The 21,381-nt window shown below is 69.7% G+C and carries 26 protein-coding genes; 15 read left to right on the plus strand and 11 right to left on the minus strand.

What is annotated here, in order from left to right; translation table 11 throughout:
- The first annotated feature begins 1 nt into the window (after position 1).
- The 11 genes from C7C45_RS27630 (at position 2) to C7C45_RS27680 (ending at position 8,580) form a co-directional block, all read left to right on the plus strand.
- Positions 2-1,015, plus strand: a complete 1,014-nt coding sequence (locus C7C45_RS27630; protein WP_110566874.1) for a DUF881 domain-containing protein — start codon at positions 2-4, stop codon at positions 1,013-1,015.
- 60 nt (positions 1,016-1,075) lie between these two features.
- Positions 1,076-1,456 carry a glycine cleavage system protein GcvH gene (gene gcvH, locus C7C45_RS27635; RefSeq protein WP_110566876.1) on the plus strand — a complete coding sequence of 127 codons (381 nt, stop codon included), beginning with the start codon at positions 1,076-1,078 and terminating at the stop codon, positions 1,454-1,456.
- A gap of 214 nt (positions 1,457-1,670) precedes the next feature.
- A complete protein-coding gene (odhI, locus tag C7C45_RS27640) occupies positions 1,671-2,123 on the plus strand; it encodes an oxoglutarate dehydrogenase inhibitor Odhl (RefSeq protein ID WP_007071101.1) in 453 nt (150 codons plus the stop codon).
- A gap of 50 nt (positions 2,124-2,173) precedes the next feature.
- Entirely contained in the window at positions 2,174-2,875 is a 702-nt protein-coding gene (gene ftsR, locus C7C45_RS27645) for a transcriptional regulator FtsR (protein WP_204946359.1), read from the plus strand.
- A gap of 185 nt (positions 2,876-3,060) precedes the next feature.
- Positions 3,061-3,525 (plus strand): bifunctional nuclease family protein, encoded by a 465-nt coding sequence (locus tag C7C45_RS27650; protein WP_030492026.1) that lies wholly within the window; start codon positions 3,061-3,063, stop codon positions 3,523-3,525.
- A 184-nt stretch (positions 3,526-3,709) separates the two neighbouring features.
- Positions 3,710-4,306 (plus strand): MerR family transcriptional regulator, encoded by a 597-nt coding sequence (locus C7C45_RS27655; RefSeq protein ID WP_110566880.1) that lies wholly within the window; start codon positions 3,710-3,712, stop codon positions 4,304-4,306.
- Between the two features lie 260 nt (positions 4,307-4,566).
- Positions 4,567-4,965: a group I truncated hemoglobin gene (locus C7C45_RS27660; protein ID WP_110566882.1), complete on the plus strand. Its 399-nt coding sequence runs from the start codon at positions 4,567-4,569 to the stop codon at positions 4,963-4,965.
- A 2-nt stretch (positions 4,966-4,967) separates the two neighbouring features.
- The gene (locus C7C45_RS27665; protein WP_110566884.1) at positions 4,968-6,149 is read left to right on the plus strand and encodes a globin domain-containing protein; all 1,182 of its coding nucleotides are present in this window, start codon (positions 4,968-4,970) and stop codon (positions 6,147-6,149) included.
- A 52-nt stretch (positions 6,150-6,201) separates the two neighbouring features.
- Positions 6,202-6,897: a DivIVA domain-containing protein gene (locus C7C45_RS27670; RefSeq protein WP_110566886.1), complete on the plus strand. Its 696-nt coding sequence runs from the start codon at positions 6,202-6,204 to the stop codon at positions 6,895-6,897.
- Between the two features lie 200 nt (positions 6,898-7,097).
- Positions 7,098-8,021 (plus strand): glutaminase, encoded by a 924-nt coding sequence (locus C7C45_RS27675; protein WP_110567004.1) that lies wholly within the window; start codon positions 7,098-7,100, stop codon positions 8,019-8,021.
- Positions 8,022-8,097: 76 nt separating this feature from the next.
- Entirely contained in the window at positions 8,098-8,580 is a 483-nt protein-coding gene (locus tag C7C45_RS27680; protein WP_110566889.1) for an NUDIX hydrolase, read from the plus strand.
- Here the strand turns inward: C7C45_RS27680 and C7C45_RS27685 are convergent, their stop codons facing one another.
- Positions 8,581-9,231 (minus strand): DUF6518 family protein, encoded by a 651-nt coding sequence (locus C7C45_RS27685; RefSeq protein ID WP_146247419.1) that lies wholly within the window; start codon positions 9,229-9,231, stop codon positions 8,581-8,583.
- Between the two features lie 207 nt (positions 9,232-9,438).
- Positions 9,439-9,999, minus strand: a complete 561-nt coding sequence (locus C7C45_RS27690; RefSeq protein WP_146247420.1) for a hypothetical protein — start codon at positions 9,997-9,999, stop codon at positions 9,439-9,441.
- A gap of 153 nt (positions 10,000-10,152) precedes the next feature.
- On the opposite strand from C7C45_RS27690, the gene C7C45_RS27695 reads away from it, so the two are divergent.
- Positions 10,153-10,644 carry a MarR family winged helix-turn-helix transcriptional regulator gene (locus C7C45_RS27695; protein WP_110566895.1) on the plus strand — a complete coding sequence of 164 codons (492 nt, stop codon included), beginning with the start codon at positions 10,153-10,155 and terminating at the stop codon, positions 10,642-10,644.
- Between the two features lie 47 nt (positions 10,645-10,691).
- Here the strand turns inward: C7C45_RS27695 and C7C45_RS27700 are convergent, their stop codons facing one another.
- Both C7C45_RS27700 and C7C45_RS27705 read right to left on the minus strand, forming a co-directional pair.
- Positions 10,692-11,153 (minus strand): HNH endonuclease, encoded by a 462-nt coding sequence (locus C7C45_RS27700; protein ID WP_110566897.1) that lies wholly within the window; start codon positions 11,151-11,153, stop codon positions 10,692-10,694.
- Between the two features lie 66 nt (positions 11,154-11,219).
- Complete coding sequence (locus C7C45_RS27705; protein ID WP_110566899.1) at positions 11,220-11,960, minus strand: SDR family oxidoreductase; 741 nt, start codon at positions 11,958-11,960, stop codon at positions 11,220-11,222.
- Between the two features lie 131 nt (positions 11,961-12,091).
- Between C7C45_RS27705 and C7C45_RS27710 the strand changes: the two genes are divergently transcribed.
- Positions 12,092-12,577, plus strand: a complete 486-nt coding sequence (locus C7C45_RS27710; protein WP_110566900.1) for an RrF2 family transcriptional regulator — start codon at positions 12,092-12,094, stop codon at positions 12,575-12,577.
- Between the two features lie 7 nt (positions 12,578-12,584).
- Here C7C45_RS27710 and C7C45_RS27715 read toward each other — a convergent pair whose 3' ends face one another.
- Complete coding sequence (locus C7C45_RS27715; protein WP_110566902.1) at positions 12,585-14,138, minus strand: glycosyltransferase family 39 protein; 1,554 nt, start codon at positions 14,136-14,138, stop codon at positions 12,585-12,587.
- 122 nt (positions 14,139-14,260) lie between these two features.
- Between C7C45_RS27715 and C7C45_RS27720 the strand changes: the two genes are divergently transcribed.
- On the plus strand, positions 14,261-15,298 hold the full coding sequence (locus C7C45_RS27720; protein WP_110566904.1) for an aldo/keto reductase: 1,038 nt from the start codon (positions 14,261-14,263) through the stop codon (positions 15,296-15,298).
- An 84-nt stretch (positions 15,299-15,382) separates the two neighbouring features.
- Positions 15,383-15,979 (plus strand): GNAT family N-acetyltransferase, encoded by a 597-nt coding sequence (locus tag C7C45_RS27725; protein WP_110566906.1) that lies wholly within the window; start codon positions 15,383-15,385, stop codon positions 15,977-15,979.
- A gap of 271 nt (positions 15,980-16,250) precedes the next feature.
- Here C7C45_RS27725 and C7C45_RS27730 read toward each other — a convergent pair whose 3' ends face one another.
- From C7C45_RS27730 to C7C45_RS27750, 6 genes are all read right to left on the minus strand, one after another.
- Positions 16,251-17,519 (minus strand): hypothetical protein, encoded by a 1,269-nt coding sequence (locus tag C7C45_RS27730; RefSeq protein WP_146247421.1) that lies wholly within the window; start codon positions 17,517-17,519, stop codon positions 16,251-16,253.
- Positions 17,516-18,037, minus strand: coding sequence for a SigE family RNA polymerase sigma factor (locus tag C7C45_RS27735; protein WP_110566910.1), 522 nt, complete (start codon positions 18,035-18,037; stop codon positions 17,516-17,518). Before C7C45_RS27735 ends, C7C45_RS27730 begins: the two co-directional genes overlap by 4 nt.
- A gap of 104 nt (positions 18,038-18,141) precedes the next feature.
- Positions 18,142-18,723, minus strand: a complete 582-nt coding sequence (locus tag C7C45_RS27740; protein WP_110566912.1) for a dihydrofolate reductase family protein — start codon at positions 18,721-18,723, stop codon at positions 18,142-18,144.
- A gap of 65 nt (positions 18,724-18,788) precedes the next feature.
- On the minus strand, positions 18,789-19,628 hold the full coding sequence (locus tag C7C45_RS27745) for a helix-turn-helix domain-containing protein (RefSeq protein WP_208641373.1): 840 nt from the start codon (positions 19,626-19,628) through the stop codon (positions 18,789-18,791).
- Positions 19,629-19,880: 252 nt separating this feature from the next.
- Complete coding sequence (locus C7C45_RS34240) at positions 19,881-20,021, minus strand: hypothetical protein (protein ID WP_167454847.1); 141 nt, start codon at positions 20,019-20,021, stop codon at positions 19,881-19,883.
- 91 nt (positions 20,022-20,112) lie between these two features.
- The gene (locus C7C45_RS27750) at positions 20,113-21,345 is read right to left on the minus strand and encodes an MFS transporter (protein ID WP_110566914.1); all 1,233 of its coding nucleotides are present in this window, start codon (positions 21,343-21,345) and stop codon (positions 20,113-20,115) included.
- Positions 21,346-21,381 lie beyond the last annotated feature (36 nt).

Below are 21,381 nucleotides of genomic sequence, written 5' to 3' on the forward strand. Positions count from 1 at the left end.
GATGAGTGACGAGCAGACCGACACGGGGACCGGGTGGCCGCAGCCGGCGGGTCCGGCGCGGCCGGGTGGGCCGGCGGGTGAGCCGGATCCGCGGCCGGATGCGCCGGATCCGGACGAGTTGAGCCCGTTGGCCCCGCAGGAGCCGGTGGAGCCGGGCGAGGATCCCGTTGGGCCGCCGGGTGTGGAGCCGGGCGATGACGGTGCGACGGTGGACCTGAGCGCGGCGTCGCGGTCGGTGGAGCCGGTCGCGGGGTCCGTCGGGTTGACGGAGCCGGCCGAGGAGTTGGAGCCGGCTGTGGCGCCGGTGGCGGCGGGTCGGTCGCGGTGGAGTGCCGCCGGGGCGATGATCGTGGCGTTGCTGGTGTTGTTGGGCTTCACGTTGGTGGTGCAGCTGAAGACGACGTCGACGGATCCGACGTTGGGGGCGACGCGCCAGGAGGACCTGGTCCGGATCCTGTCGGATCTGGATGCGCGGGAAAACCGTCTCCAGCAGGACATTCGTGCCCTGGAGGACAGTCAGCGGCAGTTGCGCTCGGGTGAGCAGGGCCGTCAGGCGGCGTTGGACGAGGCGACGCGGCGGGCGGACGAGTTGGGCATCCTGGCGGGTACGTTGCCGGCGGTCGGGCCGGGGTTGACGGTGCAGTTCGATGCTGGCGTCAAGCCGATCGCGGCGAACCGGGTGTTGGACGCGGTGCAGGAGCTGCGGGGTGCGGGCGCGGAGGCGATGCAGATCTCCGGTGGTGACCGGGCGACGGTGCGGATCATCTCGTCGACGTACTTCCTCGATGGGGACAACGGGTCGTTGGTGGTGGAGGGGCGTCGGTTGACGGGGCCGTACACGATCACGGTGATCGGTGATCCGGCGACGATGCGTACGGCGTTGAACATTCCTGGTGGGGTGGTGGCGTCGGTCCGGGGCGTCGGCGGTAACGTGACGTTTGGGGAGCGTGAGGTTGCCGAGGTTTCGGCGCTGCACGCTCCGATCAAGTTGGAACACGCCCGTCCGGTCTCCTGACCGGCGCGGCCGCGCCGGGCCCGGGTGGTCCGGGGCACCGATGGATGAAGGACGCGTCTGGTGATTCCTGAGGATCTGCGATACACCGCCGAGCACGAGTGGGTGGCGGGTGACGGCACGGGTTCGATCCGGGTCGGCATCACGCACTTCGCGCAGGACGCGCTGGGTGACATCGTGTACGTGCAGTTGCCCGAGGCGGGTGCGGTGGTCGCGGCCGGTGATTCGCTGGGTGAGATCGAGTCGACCAAGAGTGTGTCGGAGATCTACGCGCCGGTGGCCGGTACGGTTTCGGCGCGCAACGAGGCGTTGGGTGATACGCCTGAGCTGATCAATACTGATCCGTACGGTGCGGGTTGGTTGGTGGAGATCACGCCGAATGATCCGACGGCGACGGACGGGTTGCTGACGGCGGGCGCTTATCAGAAGATCACCGAAGGCTGAGTGTGCTTGTTCCGGTGCGTGGGCTGTCTGCGCGCGTCCGGTTGCCCTGCATTTCGGCGCTGGCTAGGCTCGCCCAGTCGACCGAGAACCCAATAGTTGAGCGTTGTGGAATTGCCTTCCCGGGCACGGGGAGCCAGCCGCCGGGTGAACGAGCGCCCGGCGGCCAGACCCGCCATTACCCGACGCCGACCGAACAGATCCGTGAGGTGGTCCCATGACGCGGCCAGACGACGAGTTCCCCCCGCTCGACGTCACTTCGACGCTCAATCTCGGTTCGCTCGACGAAGTGCTGGAGGGGCCGGATACCGATGTGGTGCCGAGCCGGATGTCCGGTTCGTTGCCGCCGGGTATGGCGCTGCTGGTGGTTCGTCGAGGTCCGAATGCGGGTGCCCGGTTCTTGTTGGACCACGATGTGACGACCAGTGGCCGGCACCCGGACAGTGACATCTTCCTCGATGACGTGACGGTGTCGCGTCGGCACGCGGAGTTCCACCGTGATGGTGGGACGTTCACGGTGCGCGACGTGGGTAGCCTGAATGGCACGTACGTGAATCGTGAGCGGGTCGAGGCGGCCACGTTGAGCAATGGTGACGAGGTTCAGATCGGTAAGTTCCGGGTGGTGTTCATCGCCGGTCCGCGCCCGGAGGAGGAGGCCGGCCGGGGGTGAACGAGCCTGCGGCCTCCACGTCACCCGGGGCGGCTCGGTCTCAGCCGCTGATGAGCATCGGTGAGGTGCTTGGGCAGTTGCGGGTGGATTTTCCGGACACCACGATTTCGAAGCTGCGGTTTCTTGAGGCCGAGGGTTTGGTCGAGCCGCAGCGGACGGCGGCGGGTTACCGGAAGTACAGCTGGGACGATGTGGCGCGGTTGCGGTTCGTGTTGACCGCGCAGCGGGACAAGTACCTGCCGTTGCGGGTGATCCGCGAGCAGTTGGCGGAGTGGGACTCGTCCGGTGAGCAGCCGGGGCGGTCGCGGCCGGCGTTGGTGGCGGTTGGTCCTGATGGTGCGGTGCCGGGTCGTGAGTCGGTGGAGCCGGCCGAGTCGTCGCAGGTGCGGCTCGGCCGGGCGGATCTGGTGGCGCGTAGTGGGATCGACGAGTCGACGCTTGTGGAGTTGGAGCGGCTTGGTGTGCTGGTGTCGGATCCGCCGGGGTGGTATGACGCGGATGCGTTGATCATCGCGTCGGCGGTGGCGGGGTTGGCGTCGTACGGGTTGGAGCCGCGGCACCTGCGGGGTTATCGGACTGCGGCGGACCGTGAGGTTGGTTTGTTCGCGCAGTTGGTGGCGCCGTTGGCGCGGCAGAGTGATCCGGCGGCGCGGGCGCGGGCGGCGGAGACGGCGCGTGAGTTGGTGGCGTTGTCGGAGCAGTTGCACGCGGCGTTGGTGCGGGTGGGTTTGCGTTCGACGTTGGGTCGGTGAGGGTGCCCGGTGGGTGGTGGCTGAGCGGAAAGATCTCTTCCGGGAAGCGTGCCGTAGGCTTGCCGGGGTAACCCCTTTCTGGCGCGGACGTGGTGCTGTAGCGCATGGGACGGCCGTGTCGCGGTCCGTGTACCGTGCAGGGAAGGGCGCGGTGCGGCGTAGGTGACAACGACACGGAGGCAGCGGTGCGCGAGCTGAGCGTGGTCGGAGTTCGGGTGGAGCTGCCTAGCAACCAACCGATCGTCCTGCTCAGGGAGGTCGAGGGGGACCGCTATCTGCCGATCTGGATCGGCGCGGTCGAGGCCACGGCTATCGCTTATGAGCAGCAGGGGGTCAAGCCGGCTCGGCCGTTGACGCATGATCTTCTGCGGGACGTGTTGGCGGCGTTGAAGGCGCCCTTGCAGGCGGTGGAGATCACCGAGCTCAAGGAGAACGTGTTCTACGCGGATCTGTTGATCGGCGATGGGGTGCGGGTGTCGGCGCGGCCGAGCGATTCGATCGCGTTGGCGTTGCGTGTCGGTGCGCCGATTCGTTGTGCGGAGCAGGTCCTCAGCGAGGCGGGGATCGTCATCCCTGATGAGCAGGAGGACGAGGTGGAGAAGTTCCGTGAGTTCCTCGACCAGGTGCGTCCGGAGGATTTCGCGGGCTGAGGTTGCTCGTCCCGGCTGTCACTGTGGGTGATTCCGGCGCGGTTGGTGATCTTTCTCGGTGGCTGCGCGGCGTGTCGCGTCGGTTCCTCCGTGGTAACCCCTGAAGGTGGCTATAGGGTTTCCTTGTCGAGGGGTGCGCGTCCCGGAAACGACGCGTCGCCACACTGACGGGGAGGTTGTCCGGATGCACGAGCCGCAGGATTCCGATCCGGGTGGAGAGTTGGACGAGCCGGGTGCCTCGTCGCCAGGTGTGGCGACTGAGGGTGACGGTTCGGTTGGCTACCGGGGTGTGACGGCCTGCCATGCGGTGGGCATCAGTTACCGGCAGTTGGATTACTGGGCGCGGACGACGCTGGTGGTGCCGAGCGTGCGTGACGCCTCTGGGTCGGGGACGCAGCGGTTGTATTCGTTCCGGGACCTGGTGGTGTTGAAGGTCGTGAAGCGGTTGTTGGACGCGGGGGTGTCCCTGCAGAACATCCGTAAGGCGATTGAGGCGCTGCGGTCGCGTGGTGTGGAGGATCTGGCGGGGATCACGCTGATCTCTGATGGGACGACGGTGTATGAGTGTCGTTCTCCGGAGGAGGTGGTCGACCTGTTGCAGGGTGGCCAGGGTGTCTTCGGGATCGCGATCGGTGGGGCTTTCAAGGAGATCCAGGGGTCGTTGTCGCATCTGCCGGCGGAGCCGGCGACGAGCGCCCCGGTGGAGTCGGTGGTGTCGTCGGAGTCGGATCCGGTGGGCGACGAGTTGGCGGCGCGGCGGGCGCGGCGGCGGGCCGGCTGAGCGGCGCGTTTTCCGGTTTTTTTCCGGTTGGTTTTCTCGCGACCGTCGGTGACGGTGGCAGGGGCCGTTGGGTCGGTGTGTTCCACCGTGGATACGGTGGGTGTCGCTGTGGTGGCCGGTTGTGGAAATTCCAGCCGGTAGTGGTGACGTAGCGTGGTCGTCCGCCTGTCGGGAATCCGATACGGGGGCGATGACCGGAAGCGGTTGACACGCTATGGTCCCTCACGGTTCTGGACCCTTCATCCCCGGAAGGAACGACCGTGACGGTTACGGAAGAGACGGCTCCCGCTTCGCACTACGAGCGCATTGGCGGCGCCAGTTCGGTCAAGGCGGCTGTTGAGCTGTTCTACGACAAGGTCCTCGCCGACCCGGAGTTGGCGGGTTACTTCACCAGTGTGGACATGGTTGGTCAGCGGCGGCACCTGGCGTTGATGTTGACCGTGGTGCTGGGTGGGCCGAACGAGTACACCGGCCGCGGGTTGGCCGAGGCGCACCAGCCGTTGAACATCACGGTGGAGCATTACGCGAAGGTGGGTGTGCACCTGACGACGACGCTGACCGAGTTGGGTGTGCCGGCGGACATCATCGCCGACGTGCAGACCGTGCTGGGGCAGGTGCAGGACCAGGTGGTGGCCTCCGGGAACCGGTCGGGCGTCTGAGCGTGGACGCGGCCCGACTCAAGCAGAGTTGGTCCCTGGTCGCCGCGCACGGCGACCAGGTGCCGCTCTATTTCTACTCGACGTTGTTTCTCGCTCATCCTGAGACGCGGCAGATGTTCCCGACGAACATGGCCGGGCAGCGGGATCGCCTCGTGACCGCGTTGGGGCACATCGTGTCCAATGTGGACCAGTTGGATCAGCTGGTGGGTTTCCTGCAGGATCTCGGCGCGGACCACCGTAAGTTCGCGGTACGCGCGGAGCACTACCCGGCGGTCGGTGAGGCGCTGTTGGCGACGTTGCAGCATTTCCTCGGGGAGCAGTGGACCGACGAGTTGGCTCAGGAGTGGACAGCCGCGTACGGGTTGATCGCGCAGGTGATGACGGAGGCGGCGCAGGCCGCTGAGGCGGTGAACCCGCCGTGGTGGGTTTCCGAGATCGTGGCGCATGAGCGGCGGGCGTTCGACGTGGCGGTGTTGACGGTGCGTCCGCAGTACCTGTTGCCGTTCACCCCGGGTCAGTCGGTGGGGGTGTCGCACCCGTCGGTGCGTTCGTGGCGGTACTACTCGCCGGCGAACGCGCCGCGCGCGGACGGCACCCTGGAGTTGCATGTGCGGGCCGCGCCGGGTGGTGCGGTGTCGTCGCGGCTGGTGTATGGGTCGGCGGTGGGGGATCGGATCCACCTGGCGGCGCCGGTCGGAGATCGGCTGGCGTTGTGGTCGGCGGGTTCCAGTGATCTGTTGTTGCTGGTCGCGGGGACGGGCTGGGCGCCGGTGAAGGCGTTGGTGGAGCAGGTCGCGGCGGAGGGTGCCCGCCGGCGGGTGGACCTGTACGTGGGTGCCCGCTCCCGCAGTGAGCTCTACGACAGCGACGCGATCGACAAGATGGCGTCGTCGTACCCCTGGTTGACGGTGACCTACGTGGTGGGTGCCGATGTGAACCGGCCGGGGGAGTTCGTGCAAGCGGTGGACCGGGCGTTGGCCGATGGTGACTGGCGTTCCCGGCATGTGTTCGTGTGCGGGTCGGACCAGATGGTTTCGTATGCGGTGCAGACGTTGGGCCAGGCGGGTTTCCACCCGGGTCAGGTGCACCACGAAGGCCTGGGTGATCAGTGGTACGGCCCGGCCTGGCGTACGGCGGTGCAGCAGGCGCCCGTCGGTGACACTTCGGGAGGTGGGCACAGGTGAACGCGAGGAGTGAGCTTGCGAGCCCCGCAGTCGCGAACGGAGGCGGCCACAGGTGAGTGCGACCCCGATCAGCCGGTACGACGGGATGCAGATCTCCGGCGGTGTGCAGGTGCGGATGACCGCCGACCGGGTCCGGAGGTGGGAGTTCGGTGCCGCGTCGTTCGCGCGGCGTGGTTACGACAACGCCGACGTGGACCGCTTCCGGGTGCAGGTCGCTGACGAGTTGGACCTGTTGGCGACGCAGATCGCGACGTTGCGGGCGGAGAATGAGCGGCTGAACGACCGGGTGGAGTTGCACCGGCACGGGGTCATCCCGAGCAACGGGGCGGCGGCGAAGATCCCGGCGGCGCGGGAGGTGAATCTGCTGTCCGCGGCGCAACGGGAGGCGGAGCAGATCATCGCGCAGGCGCATGACTACGCGCGGCGGGTCGCCGAGTACGCCCGGGTGCAGTACGAGAGTTACATGCACGCGGCGGAGGCGGAGGCGAAGCGGGAGGCGGAGCGGGCGGTGACGGAGTACCGCAGCGCGGCCGGGTCGAGCTTCGACGACACGGTGGCGACGCGGGAGGCGTTGCGGATCTTCGGCGAGATGATGGTGTCGCACATGCAGGCGGCGGCGCGGCATCTCGATGATGGCAGCGAGCAGTTGGCCCGCACGATGGACCGGATCCAGGCGGAGACGGCGGGGGCGCCGTTCGTCGGCGGTGCGGTGGGGCAGTCGGCGTTGCCGCGGCACCACCAGCGGTGAGGTCGGGCGGGTGGGGTCCGCTGATGCCCCACCCGCCGGTGCTGGCGGGCACGTCCAGGCCGGGTCGTCGCGGAGCTTCGTCGTCGCGCAGCGTCCGCTGGGCCAGCAGCATTCGCTGATCTTGGTTAGCACACCGTCGCCCGATGCCACGCCCTCCGACCCATGGGTGTGCCCCGGGGGCCCGACGCACAATGGCGATCATGACTTCGTCCCACACCTTTGAGCCGATTCTGCGCCGCATCGCCGCCGAGATCGAGAGCATGGCCGAACGTGGTCGGCCTGCCGACTACATCCCGGCGCTCGCGGTATACGACCCGCGACGGTTCGGTATGGCAGTCGCGGAGCTTGACGGCACGGTGTACGGAGTCGGGGACTGGCGGGAGCCCTTCTCCACGCAGTCCATCTCCAAGGTCTTCACCCTCGCCCTCGACCTGGCCCGCGAGGGCGACACCTTGTGGAAGCACGTCAGCCGCGAGCCCTCCGGCAACCCCTTCAACTCGCTGGTGCAGCTGGAGTACGAGAACGGCATCCCGCGCAACCCGTTCATCAACGCCGGCGCACTCGTCGTCACCGATCGTCTCCACACCCTGACCGGCTACGCGGCGGGCACCCTCCTGGAGTTCCTGCGTGCGGAGAGCGGCAACGCGGCGCTCGCCATCAACGATGGCGTTGCCGCCTCTGAGTCCGCCCATGGCGACCGCAACGCCGCGCTCGGGCACTTCATGGCGTCGTACGGGAACATCGAAAACCCGGTCGCGGTCCTCCTCGACCAGTACTTCCGCCAGTGCTCCATCGAGGCATCCTGCGCCGACCTCGCCCTGGCCACCGGCTTCCTCGCTCGGCACGGCATCCGCGCGGACGGCACCCGTCTGTTGACCCAGAGTCAGGCCAAGCAGGTCAATGCCATCATGCTCACCTGCGGAACGTACGACGCCGCGGGCGACTTCGCCTACCGCGTGGGTCTGCCCGGCAAGAGCGGCGTCGGCGGCGGCATCATCGCCGTCGTCCCCGGCTGCTGCACGCTCTGCGTGTGGGGGCCCGGCCTGGACGAGCGGGGCAATTCGGTGGTGGGAGTTGCGGCGCTGGACCGCTTCACGACGCTCACGGGACTATCGGTGTTCTGACCGCGGGCCGTCTTCAACAGGTTGTCCTGCTGGACTGTGTCCTTCCGGTTCCCGGGGACTCGGCGAGGAGGTCACTGTGACCACGCAACGGCTCAGGGTTGCCGCGTACGCGGTGTGTCTGCGGAACGAGCATCTGCTGCTCGCCCGCTGGGTTTCGCCGGACAGGGCTCGCCGGCACTGGACGCTGCCCGGCGGTGGGATCGAGCATGCCGAGGATCCGTTCGACGCCGTCGTGCGGGAGGTGGCGGAGGAGACAGGGTACGAGGCTCAGGTCGAGCAGTTGCTCGGTGTGAACTCGCGAACGAGGACCGTGGAAAGCTACGACGGCGGAGTTGTCGACCTACACATGCTGGCCGTCTTCTACCGGGCCCGGATCGTTGCCGGTGAGCTTCGACCCGAGACGGACGGCACAACCGACCTGGCGCAGTGGATACCACTGGCAGAGGTCGCCGGCCTGGAGCGTTCGGTGGTTGTCGACATCGGGCTTGATCTGTATGGCAACGCGCCGCCCACGGGGCACACGGAGCCGATTCGCATGACGGGGCTGATGCGGCACTGATCAGCTGCCGAAGCCGGCAATGGTGTACGCGACGAAGCCGAGCAGCGCGAGGACCGTTGCCGCGGCGATCGCTTGCAGACGTACCCGCTTGGTCCGCGCGACGAGCAGGATCAGTGTGACACCGAGCACCGCCTCGATCACCGCGGTTTGCAGGCTGTCGGCGCGGTAACGCGAGCCACTGCCGGGTTCCGCGCTGCGGTTGGCCAGCATGGCCGCTTCGGCGAGCAGAACCGCGCCCGGCGCGGCCATGGGGATCGCTCGCAGCCGGGTCTGCCCGTCGTGGCTCAGTCCACCCGCCGCACCGAAGACGGCGCCGGCGAGGACCCCGAAGAACAGCCACGCCATCGTCGTCGGGGACGACAGATTCTGCACGCTGTCGTTCATCAGGACGACCGCCGCGAGGTAGTACGCCTCTACGGCGACGACCAGCAGCACGATCCCGGCGACTGCGGACCGCCGCCAGTCGGCGCGTAGCCACCACCCGATGCCGAACGCGCCGACCGCCCAGACGGCGCTTGAGTTGGCCAGGTTCGCCCAGGGGTACGGCAGGCTGCGCTGCAGCAACAGGTCCACCACGCCGAGAAGAACCCCACCGGCCAGCACCGTCACGACTCGGTGCCGGCGCCGGACCTCACGATCAATTGTCGTCACGGGGCAACGTTGCCACACTGCGCCACCCGGGACATCGGACTAAAGACGGGCTTCCTGCCGCGTCGCATCCGCCGTCCGGCTTGGTCACCGCCGTCCCCACGAACAGCGGGTGGTACCGATCAACCTGCAGGACGGGCCCGGAGTCGTCGACTTCTTCGAGGAGGATGTAGCTTCCGCGAGGCCGTGGGCTGGCCCGGCGCCAGCACGTCAGATGTTCGAGGCGTAGGCGAAGGTGACGGCGGCCGCCGCGAGCAGGAGCGAGTGCAGGATCATGTGTTCCAGGTTGGGCCGAGGGCGGTTGCCGATCCGCGGCAACACGACGATGGTCCTGGCGTACGTGCGGGCGTGCAACTGGGCCCAGGTCTCGCCGGTGCCGGCGGTCGCCCAGGGGACGGTCACCCCGGCAAGGTAGGGCAGCCACCACAGTGCCAGCCCGCCGAGGACGATGAGCAGTTCGAGGCCAGCGGCAGCGTACGCGGGGACGACGGTGTGCAGCGTGGCCGCGACCAGGACCAGGACGGCGGGCAACGTCATGACGGGCGCGTTGACCGCGACCTCGATGGTCTTCTCGCGGCGCGTGGCGGCGGTGACGTTGTTGAGCGGAGCGAGGTCCACGAGGGTCGTCATGGCGAAGTAGGCGACGGTGAGCAGGGGTGGCCCGATGCGGTCGGCGATCTGCTGCGCGACCGTCGGTGAGACGCTCTTCGTGGCAACCACGGCGGTGACGCCGGGGTGCGTGCGCAGGATGCCGCGCAGGCGTACGGCCATCGCGGTGAGCATGGGCCGCCAATCGGCGGCGGGGTCGGCGTTGCCGTTGACTTCGGTGGCGACGCGGTCGACGAGTGCCTGGAGCAGGGCTTCGCGCCTGCAATCGTCGACCCGTAGCGCTGGCGGTGCGATGAGGGCTATAGCGTCGCGTTGATGAGATCCCTGACTGACGCCACCACAGACCAGGCGCCGGCTGATCCGGCCGCCACCGACGACATGCTGGCCACTCAGCCCATCGGGTACTGGAGTGGCCTCGCCCACGCGGCAGTCACCCAGCATCTGCGTGACGCCATGGCCAGGATCGACGTCACGCAGCCGCAGTACTGGGTGCTCAACCGAGTTGATGGCGGGCCCGTGGCGCCGAGCCGCGAGGAGGTCGTCCTCCAGCTGACACCCCTCGCGGACGGGCCGCACGAGATCGCTCGTGTCATCGACCAGCTGCTCCACCGCGGCTGGCTCCGGGTCGACGCCGGGCAGCGCCTGCAGCTCACCGACGCCGGAGAGGCCGCCAGGGTGCGGTTGCGCGAGCTGGTGACCGAACTGCGCGCCGTGGTCCACAAGGGCGTCAGTGACGAAGAGTACGTGGCCGCGCTCAAGGTGCTGCGCACGATGGTCGCCAACGTCGCGGACAACGGGGGCTCCTAGGTTCGGCCCACCTTGGCGATCGCGGGGGCAAATCGCCAAGGTGGGAGCTACCCGCGGCCGTACGCGGCGCGCGCCTGCGCCACCTCGGCGGCCGCGCGCTCACGCCACCGGCGCTGCGCCTCCTGGTTGCAGACCCGGCAGACCCGGCGGTAGCGGCCCGTCGTGGCGTCGAGTTCACGATCGTGGCCGTTGCGGCACTGTGCCGCCTGCGCCCGGGTTCGGCAGGCCTCCGAGCGGCTGACCTGGCGCAGGTGCGTCGGTTCGATGCAGTCGGCCCTGCCGCAGGTCTGGTCGACGTCGAGGGCGGGGTCGTACCCGCCGACGAGGACCACGAACGCGGCGATGTGCGCCCAGGCCCGACCGGCGACCTTCTGGTGGATTCCTCGTCGTGACCCGTAGCCGTGGATGACGAGACAGTCATCGTCGGTGCGGTGCGAGCGCTCCAGCAGGTACGCGCGCAGCGACTCCTCGGTGTGGTAACGAGACAGACCCTTCACCGCCGACAGCACGCCGACACCGTACCCGCGCGTCGCTGTGGCAGTCGATCACCACAGCGACGCGCGGGGCGGCTGGCCTCAGGCCTGGCGGCCGAGCCACTCCCGGTAGCCGGTGGGCGCGATGACGGCGGCGTCGGGAGCGACGAGGACGTCACCGGGCACGGCGGCGAACATGCCGGCGCCGTCGTCGGTGGTGACGGTGCGCTGGTCACCGCGGGCCGCGAGGGTGATGCGCCCCAACTCGTCGAGGGCGAAGACGTCGGGGCCGGCGACGTTGCGGATGCCCTGCAGCGGCGTGCCCATGCTGACCTCCGCGACGGCCTGCGCCACGTCGGCGGCGGCGATGGGCTGCACGGGGGTGCTGGGCAGGCGGACGGTGGTGTCGTCGGCCGTCCACGACAGGATCGCGTCGACGAACTCGAAGAACTGGGTGGCGCGGACGATCGAGTACGGAACGGGACCGGCCGTGAGGATGTCCTCCTGGAGGACCTTGGCGCGGTAGTAGGCCAGGTCCGGCACCTGGTCGACGCCGACGATGGAGAGCGCCACCGCGTGACCGACACCCGCGCTCGCGGCAGCGGCCAGCAGGTTGTCCATGGTCGTCTGGAAGAAGGCGGGGGAGGCGTCGTCGAAGGTCGGCGAGTTGGTCAGGTTGACGACGACCTCGGCTCCGGTGAGTGCCTCCGACAGGCCCTGCCCGGTGAGGAGATCCACCCCGGTGGACAGCGAGAGCGGCACCACTTCGTGCCCGGCCGTCTGCAGGATCTTCACGACCTGCGACCCGATGAGCCCGGTCCCACCCAGTACGGCGATTTTCATGCCAATACACCTTCCCTGGACTATGTGCCGGTTGTCCGGCTTGAGGCAGTCCTAAACTCGGACTTCTTCTGTCCGAGAACAGTACTCGGACATTCGAAGTCCGAGAAACCGGGGTTGGTTAGGGTGGCGTCATGAAGATGTCCGGCGGGGTCGAGTGGGCGCTGCACTGCTGCGTGGTCCTCACGGCCAGCAGCACGCCCGTCCCGGCGGCCAAACTGGCGGAGCTGCACGACGTCTCCGGCAGCTACCTCGCCAAGCAGCTCCAGGCCCTGGCCCGCGCTGGCCTGATCCACTCCGTTCAGGGCAAGGCGGGCGGCTACGTCCTGACCCGCGCGCCGGAGAGCATCACCCTGCTCGACGTGGTCCGAGCCGTCGACGGTCCCGGGCCCACCTTCGTCTGCACGGAGATCCGCCAGCGCGGCCCGTTCGCGACGCCGGCCGATGCCTGCACCACGCCGTGCCCGGTCGCCCGCGCGATGTGGGCGGCCGAAGACGCGTGGCACCAGGCGCTCGCCGCCATCACGATCGCCGACCTCGCCCGCGACGTCGACGCCAATTCCGGCCCGGAGGCCCTGGCCGGCATCCAAACCTGGCTCACCGGCGAGAACACGGGCTGACCACGGTTCAGCCCGTGTGGCGTACCTCGCTGTCCCAGATCTGCGCCCACGGACGCCGCAGCCCGCGGCACACGTGGATCGGGCCGCCATTCTCGTCGTTGTCCACCTCAACCCGCTGGTCCACCCGGCCGGCGAGCGTGCACTCGTCGAACCAGGCGTTCAGCGGATCGGCGCGCTCCCAACCGACCGCGATGACCACGTCCGCGTTGGCGGGCGGTCGACCGAAGTCGACCATGCTGTTGTGCCCGGAGTACGCCCGGGGCAGCTCACGGGTCGGACCGTACCGGGCCAGCGCACCGGCCTCGCCATAGTTGCTGGTGAGGATGACCGCCCGGGAGCGTTCCTCCAACGGCAGTCCACGGTGGACGGCGGCGACCGAGTCGGCGAGAGCCGGCCAGCCGATCGTCTCGCCGGCGTCGTAGTTGACGTCGACGACGAAACCGGGCAACCGGTCGGCCGGCAGCACCGGCAGCAGCAGCACGATGTTGGGCAGCAGGAGCGGCACCGTGCCCAGCGCGAGCAGCCCTCGCCGCAGCCGGACCGACCCGCGCGACGCCCACGCGACGGTCACCACCGTGCCGGCGGCGGTGAGGACCAGCAGCAGCGGCGCGTCGTAGTAACCCTTGCCGCCGGCGATCAGCACGACGCCGACCACGACCACCCAGGCCCAGCCCACCGCCCGGTAGGCCCGCCACGCCGGTCGCCGCAGCAGCGCGACGAGGCCGGCGATCCAGATCGGTACGGCGTAGGGGCTGATGATGACGAACTGGAGAGTGAACGCGTCGAGGCGGCCACTGTAGGAGCTGTCGCCCTCGGAGATGGAGGCCGCCACACCGAGCTGCGGGAAGCCGTTCGCCGCCTGCCAGATCAGGTTCGGCGCGGCCAGCAGCACGGCGATCCCGGCACCGGCGAGCACCCACCGGTCCCGCAGCAACCGACGTGGCCCGGCGATGAGCACTCCGGCGATCAGGCCCACGGCCAGCAGTGCGGGCAGCACCTTGCTGAGCATGCCCACACCCAGCGTCAGCCCGATGCCCAGCGCCCAGCGGCTGTCACCGGTACGCAGCAACCGCACCGTGCACCACGCCGCGACCAGCCAGACCAGCAGGTCGACGGTGGTGGTGCTGAGCAGGTGCCCGCCGGCGAGCACGATGCCGGACAGCGCGGCGAGCCCTGCGGCGACGGTCTGCGCGCCCCGGCCGGCGCCCAACTCGCGGGCGATGGCGGCGACCAGCAGCACCGCACCGCCGGCCAGCAACGCCGACGGGGTACGCAGCACCACCAGGTTGCCCGGCGCGATCGTGTCCAGTAGCCGGGCCAGCACCGGGACCAGCGGGCCCTGATCGACGTAGCCCCAGTCGAGGTGTCGGCCGGCGAGCAGGAAGTACAGCTCGTCGCGGTGATAGCCGTAACGGCCGGCGAGCAGCAGCAACGTCAGGCTGGTCGCCGCGGCGATCAGCCACGGGGCGCGCGTGGACGCGCCGGGCTCCGGTGGTGACCCCGGCGATGGCGACTGAGCCGGCTCGTGAGGTCGGTCGATGTCGATCGCGGGCTCGCTCACCCGCTCATGATGACCCGCGAGGTGGCGGCGTGGGTGCCCGTGCCCAGGGTCCGGCGGCCTCCCGTGCAGGTGGCCCCGTCGAGTGCGAAGATCAGCTTTGTCACTCGGACCGAAAGGACGATATGCGCTATCGCACTCTGGGCGCCACCGGCACGGTGGTGTCGACCCTGTGTCTGGGCACGATGACCTTCGGCGCGGAGACCGACGAGGCCGGCAGCTTCGCCCAACTGGACCGCTTCGTCGAGGCGGGCGGCACCTTCATCGACACCGCCGACGTCTACTCCACCGGGGTCTCGGAGGACATCGTCGGCCGCTGGCTGCGGACGCGACCCGAGCTGCGTGACCGGCTGGTGATCGCCACCAAGGGACGGTTCCCGATGGGCCCGGGGGCGAACGACGCCGGCCTGTCCCGGGTGCACCTCACCCGCGCCCTGGACGCCAGCCTGCGGCGGCTCGGCGTCGAGGCCGTCGACCTGTACCAGGCGCACGCCTGGGATCCGCTGACCCCACTGCCGGAGACGCTGCGATTCTTCGACGACGCGGTGCGCGCCGGCAAGATCCGCTACGCGGGGGTCAGCAACTTCACCGGTTGGCAGTTGCAGAAGGCCGCCCTACTCACCCAGCACCTCAACCTCACCCCGATCGTGACCCTGCAACCGCAGTACAACCTGCTGGCCCGGGAGATCGAGTTCGAGCTGGTGCCGGTCTGCGAGAACGAGGGCATCGGCATCCTGCCCTGGTCGCCGCTGGGCGGAGGCTGGTTGACCGGCAAGTACCAGCGCGACAGCCTGCCCACCGGTGCGACCCGGCTGGGGGAGAACCCGCAGCGCGGCGTCGAGGCGTACGCGGGTCGCAACGCCGAGGAGCGCACCTGGCGGGTGCTCGACGCGGTCGGGCAGGTCGCCGGTGAACGCGGAGTGTCCATGTCGGCGGTGTCGCTGGCCTGGTTGGCGGCCCGACCGGCGGTCACCTCGGTGATCCTCGGCGCACGCACCACCGAGCAGCTCGACGACAACCTGACCGCCGCCGACCTGGTCCTCGACGCCGCACAGATGCGGCTGCTGGACGAGGCGAGCGCCCCGCTGGTGGGTGACTACCCGTACGGCGTCGCGGGTGTGCAACAGCGCGCCCGCAACCTGCCGACCACTCCCGGACAGTAACCGTCTTCCCCTCACCCATCTCGACGTGGTCGCCGAACTCGCCGGCGGCCCGACGGGAGAGTGAACCGCGGCGATAATGGCGGAATGCCGTTGCTCGTCGCACCCGCCCTGCCCGCCGGGAGCCTCGGCGCCCAGGAGCAACCCCACCTTCCGGTACGCCCCGGGCTGACGCTGCGGCCGTGGCGCGACGACGACGCCACGGCCGTCCGGGTCGCCTTCGACTGTCCGGCGATTCAGCGGTGGCACGTCCGTCGGCTCGACGGCGACGACGAGGCGCGGGCGTGGACGGCGCAGTGGGCGGGCCGCTGGCGCGCCGAGACGGCCGCCAGTTGGGCGATCGTCGACGCCGACGACCGACCGGTCGGTCAGGTGGGGCTGCGGGACGTGCTGCTGACCGAGGCGTCGGCGCAGGTGTCGTACTGGCTGGTGCCCGCCGCGCGCGGTCGGGGGATCGCCACCGACGCGCTGGGGGCAGTGACCCGGTGGAGCTTCACGCGGGCCGGTCTGCACCGGCTGGCCCTGGAGCACTCGACCGCGAACGCGGCGTCGTGCCGAGTGGCCACCCGGGCCGGCTTCACCGTGGAGGGTGTGCTCCGTGAGTCGGTTCGCCACGCCGACGGCTGGCACGACATGCACCTGCACGCACGGCTGGCGACGGGCTCCGTGGCACACACCCCCTAGACGAGTAAGACGGTCCTAACTCAAGACGGGCTGCGGGCGCAGCGAAGGACGCTCGCCGTCCGCTTTGGCTGCCTGCCATGTCGATGTGCTGTTGAGCGGTATACCTCAGAGGTATGAATATGACTCTGAGGTATACCGCTCACTACCGCATCCGCCCTGACGGAGGTGACCGACGGTCACCGCCGGCTGCCGGCTGCGCTCACAGTCCGGGCCAGGGTTAGGACTTAATCGTCTAGGTGAGCCGGCAGGCGTTCCGGTCGACGGGACTCAGTCAGGGAGCGGCCGGGACGCTGGTGGTGGTGCCGTTGGCGTCGGTGACGCGTACGTCGGTGGCGGTCGCGGGCAGGAGGGCTGCGTTGCGGCCGGCGTCTTGCCATTGCCCTTCGCCGACTCGGTAACTCAGCGCCGACCCCTCGGCGGCGACGAGAATGCCCTGGTTGTCGGGCAGTCGTAGCCGCACCGGTAGGGGTGCCGTCCAGTCCGCGGTCGTGCTGCCCACCGCCTCGAAGGGGAAGTACTTGCGGGCGAGCAGCGCGATGACGCGGGAAGGATCGTCGTCGTACTGGATGGTTTCCACGAGGAGCCGCCGGCCGTCGGGGGTTGCCCCGTAGACCGACAGACGGGGAGAACCGTTGTGGGTGTGCACTCCGACGGGATCGACGTACCCGGCGAGGGCTTCGGCTGGCGCGCTGAAGTTCTGCGCGGCCGGGTCGGTGCTCCACACCTGCTCCGCGCCGGGCAACGTGTGGCGGACAAGCGGTGGCGCCGGCCGGTCTTTGCCGTCCGGAAAGAGGATCAGGCTCGTGCTGTCGATGTGGATCATGTTCTCCCGGCCGACTGGAGTCCCGGAGAGCGCGACGGTGAGCTTCGTACGCTGTGGCGGCACCGACAACACCGCCGCACCGTCTCGGAACACCACCGGTGTGAAGGTCCGTTCGACTGTGCCATCGGGCTCGTACCGCAGTTCCGCGGAGAACTCCACCGGCCGCCCGAAGTCGAGCACCAGCAGCACGTCGCGCTGCGATCCCAGCAGTGCCGCCTGCTCGAAGCCGTCTGTCCGGACATCGGTGACCTGCGTCCGGGTGCCGACGTGCGGCCCGTCGGCGGTGGGTTCGACGAATCCGACAGTTGTGCCGTGCGCGGTGCGTTGGGCGACGTAGGCGGCAGGGCCAGCAGGCGTAACTCCTGCCCACACGACGTGCGGTTCGCCGCGCGGCAGATCCCCGACCTGCTTCGTTTGGCGCTGCCACGCCGCGCGGACCTGCCGCAGGTACCCGTCATCGGTGGCCAGATCACCTCGGGTGGGCTCGTCGAGCAGCGGGGCAGCGGCAGGTGCCCCTCCCGCGTCGCCTACCAGTTGAAGTCCGCCAGCCACCGGCACGGCCACCACGGCCGCGCAGACCGCCGCCAACACGGCCCGCCGGCGCACCACCCGGCGCCGACCACCCCGGCGCACCTCGCCGAGCAGGCCCGGCGGACTGACCAGGTCATCCGTCGCGCGATGCAGGATGCCGCGCACGTCACTGTCGTTCATGGTCATCGCGTACTCCCGGTTTCGGTCGTGGGCGTGACGAGGCTCGATTCGGCCAGCGACTCTCGCAGCCGCGCCAACCCGCGCGACGCGTGACTTTTCACCGCACCCTCGGAGCAGCCCATCGCCGCCGCAACGTCGGCGACTGGCAGGTCTTCCAGGTAACGGAGCACGACAGTGGCCCGTTGCCGGGCCGGCAACGCCCGCAGCGCCCCGACGACCAGCTCGCGGACCGCCACGGTGTCGGCGTGGTCCCGGGCGACCCCGTCGTGGTCCCCGAGCGCCTGTTCCGGACGTCGGGCACGCCAACGCCACCGGTTGATCGAGCGGTTGACCAGCGCCCGTCGCGCGTACGCCTCCGGGCTGGTCTGCACCCGACGCCATCGCACGTACACCTGCTCCAGCACTTCCTGAAGCAGGTCCTCCGCAGCGTGCCGGTCACCGGTCAGCAGAAAGGCGACCCGCAACAGCGCCACCGACCGTGTGCGAACGAAGTCATCGAACTCCGCCCCACGCGAATCCCTCATCTGCCCTCCCGGCCTCGTCACCCAGTAAGACACCACATCGGCTCGCGAGGTTTACCGGTTCACAGTTGAGGGTTCCTGGGGTCGGCCCAAAGGTACGACGGACGTCAGCGGCACACCCGATAGCGCAGGTGAAGCACCCGGTTGCCCTGGATCACCACGTCAGGATCCTCCAACAGGTGCTGCGCGTCGACCGACCCGAAGTAGCGCTTGCCGGACCCGAACACCACCGGTACGACGTCCATACGCACCTCCTCGACCAGGCCCGCGGCAAGCACCTGGCCACCGACCTCGCCGGCGGCGACCTCGACCATGCGGTCACCCGCAAGCTCCTGCGCCCTGGCCACGGCTGCCTCGACGCCGTCGACGAAGTGAAACGGCGCCTCGGGGTCCCAGCCCTCGGGCGCCGGCCGGTGCGTCACGACGACCACGTGGTCGATTCCGCCCGGCGGTTTCCCGTCCCAGCCGTCGGTCAGGTCGAAGACGTGGCGGCCGGCGACTGTCACCCCGATCTGGTCCCAGTACGGCCGGGTGTAGTCGTAGGACGTCTGCGACACCTTGAGCACTCCGCTGTCGTCCAGAGGGACGTCCCCGCTGGACAACCAGTCGAACAGAGGTCCGGGCTGGTCGTTCTCGTCGGCGATGAAGCCGTCCACCGACACCGAGCTGTACATGACCACCTTGCCCACGGGGCTCTCCTCTGCTTCGGGTGCCCCCAAATTAGCGTCTGGTGAGCTGTCGCTCTTGTAAGAAATCAATCGGCCGGCAGCGGCCAACTGTCCAGCGCGTGGCCGGGATGTTCGCGCAGGAACCGCCGCCGGTCCTCGACGTACCGGGTCGGCGTGAGCCCGGTGAACGCCCGGAACTCGTGGCCGAAATGGGCCTGGTCGAAGTAGCCTGCGCCACCGGCGAGGTCGGCCCAGTCGATCGGTTCGGCGGGGTTGATCGCGAACACGGTGGCGACGAAGCGGTAGGAGCGGGCCAGCCGCTTCGGCGTGACACCGATGAGCTCTTTGAACCGCTGTGCCAGATGAGTGCTGCTGACACCGGCGGAAACCCTCAGGTCGTCGATAGCCACCGCCCCGCTGGTCGCAGCGATGATGCTGCTCGTATGGCGGACCAGCCCCAGGCCGGCGGGTTCGCCCAGCCGTCGCCTCAGCTCCTCCTCGAGCAGCGTCAGCATCTCGTGCGGTCCGTCCGCCGTGGCCAGCCGGTCTCGCAGCTCGGCGATGGCGGGCCGGCCCCACACCTGCTCCACCGTGACCGGCCGGTCACACAGCTCGGCCGCGGGCATCGGCAGGAACGGTGCCAGCCCCCACGGCTTGAAATGCACGCCGACGGACCAGGTCCGGGGTGGGTAGCCGAACTCCAACGCGCGGGTGGACGTGGTGATTACGCAGCCGTCGGCGTACTCGACCGTCTCGATGTCGGTGCAGGCGCGGATGCGGAACGGCGCCCCGAGGTTGACGATGAGCAACGCCGCCGGACTTGCCGGCAGCGTCAGCCGGGCGTACGGCGGCGCACCCTCCAGGTAGTAGAGGTCGTCGATCAGCCCGTCCAGCGGCGGTCGTGGCACTCTGGACACGTACTCCATGCCCAGAGCATCGCCGACATCGCGCGCCGGGATGGTCCAGCCGCGCCGCCGAAGGCACTTGTAGGTGGTCGGCTTGGCAATCGGCCAGTAGCAACCCGTGCGCGGGCATGATCCACTCCAGGTCGCCGACATTGCGCTTTTCCTCGTCGCGGATACCGCCATGTCGGCGGACCGGAGTGGATCCCGTGAGTGCTCGCCCGTCGGCGAAAGGCCCCCGGCCGGCGCCGGGAGCCTTTCGCCTGGACCAGGCAGCTATCCGGCGACGAGCTGGGCTGACGCCTCGGGCGTCGGGGTCGTGCCGGTCGACCGGCGCAGCCGTAGCAGGGCGACGGTGCGGGCGCCGAGCACGCCGAGGTTGACGCCCGCCAGGCTAGGAAGCCCGGGATCCCCCACGCAGGACCCGAACGACAGGCACCACCCCTGACCTTCGTCAGGTCCCACCGGACACCGGTGGAGGCCTGCACCACCGGCGTCCGCGTGAGGATCAGCGGACGGCGACGGGATCGGCCGGTTGCGGTTGCGGGGCCGCAGGCCAGGTGAGTCGGCGTACGCCGGGAACGAGCGCGGTGCCCGCGCAGGAGGCGAGGACCAGTAGGCCGGCGATTGCCAGCGGCACGGGCGCGCCGAACGCGTCGGCGGCCAGCGGTGCCAGGGCGTACCCCAACGGCATAGCGGCCAGCGACACCAGCCAGTCGTAGGAGGTGACGCGGGCCAGAACCTCCGGCGGGAAGTGCTGCTGCACGACGGTCTCCCAGACCGGGTTGAGGTAGCCGAGGGCGGTCAGCGCCACGGCGTACGCGGCGATCACCGCTGGGGCGGGCGCGGCGACGGCGAGTAGGACCAGCGGCGCGGCGTAGCTGGCCAGCCCGAGGTTGGCCAGCAGCACCGGCCGGTGTAGCCGGACCCGCCCGGCCAGCAGCGAACCGGTGAGCATGCCGATCGCGCCGGCCTGCAACAACAGCACCCAGGTCGTCTCGCCGCCGAGGTTTTCGATGGCGATGGCCGGCCCGAGGGTCATCAGTACGGCGGCGGCGCCGTTCCACACGCCGTGCCCGAGCAGGCTGGTCCAGAACCAGTCGCGGGCGCGGACCTCGCCGAACCCGTGCCGTAGGTCGGCGAGGACGGAACGGCGGGGCACCGGCACGTGGCGGACGCGTACCAGCGCGAGCAGGGTGGCGCTGAGCGCGAACGACGCGCTGTCGAGGATGAATGCCCAGCCGGGCCCGGCGGCCCAGATCAGCGCGCCGGCCAGCGCCGGGCCGGCGAGCCGGCTGGTGTTGGCGGTGATCCCCATCAGGGCGTTGGCCCGCTGCCGGCCGGCCGGTTCGACGGTGCCGGCGACCAGCGGGGACGCGGTCGGCATGGCGAATGCCGACGCGGTGCCACCGAGCGCGGACGCCACGACGACAGTGGTCAGTGACGGGTCGTCGCCGAGCAACTGCAGGCCGACCGCGAGTTGGGTCGCGCAGCGGACCAGGTCGGCCAGCAGGGCGACCCGCCGGGCGTCGAACCGGTCGGCGACGACACCACCGAGTGGCAGCAGCAGCAACCGGGGGACCATCGCCGCGGCGAGGACGACGGCCAGCGCGCCGGTGGAGCCGGTGGCCCGCAGCACGGCCAGGGCCAGCGCGGCGGGCACCACCGCGTCGCCGAGAGCGGAGACGGTACGGCCCAGGAACAGCAGCCGGAAGGAGCGGGCGCGCAGGGGGTGAGGCATACCCCGCAACATACTTCGACGCCGAATCTTTCGGCA

Source organism: Micromonospora arborensis (assembly GCF_003205615.1).
GTDB classification, from domain to species: Bacteria; Actinomycetota; Actinomycetes; order Mycobacteriales; family Micromonosporaceae; genus Micromonospora; species Micromonospora arborensis.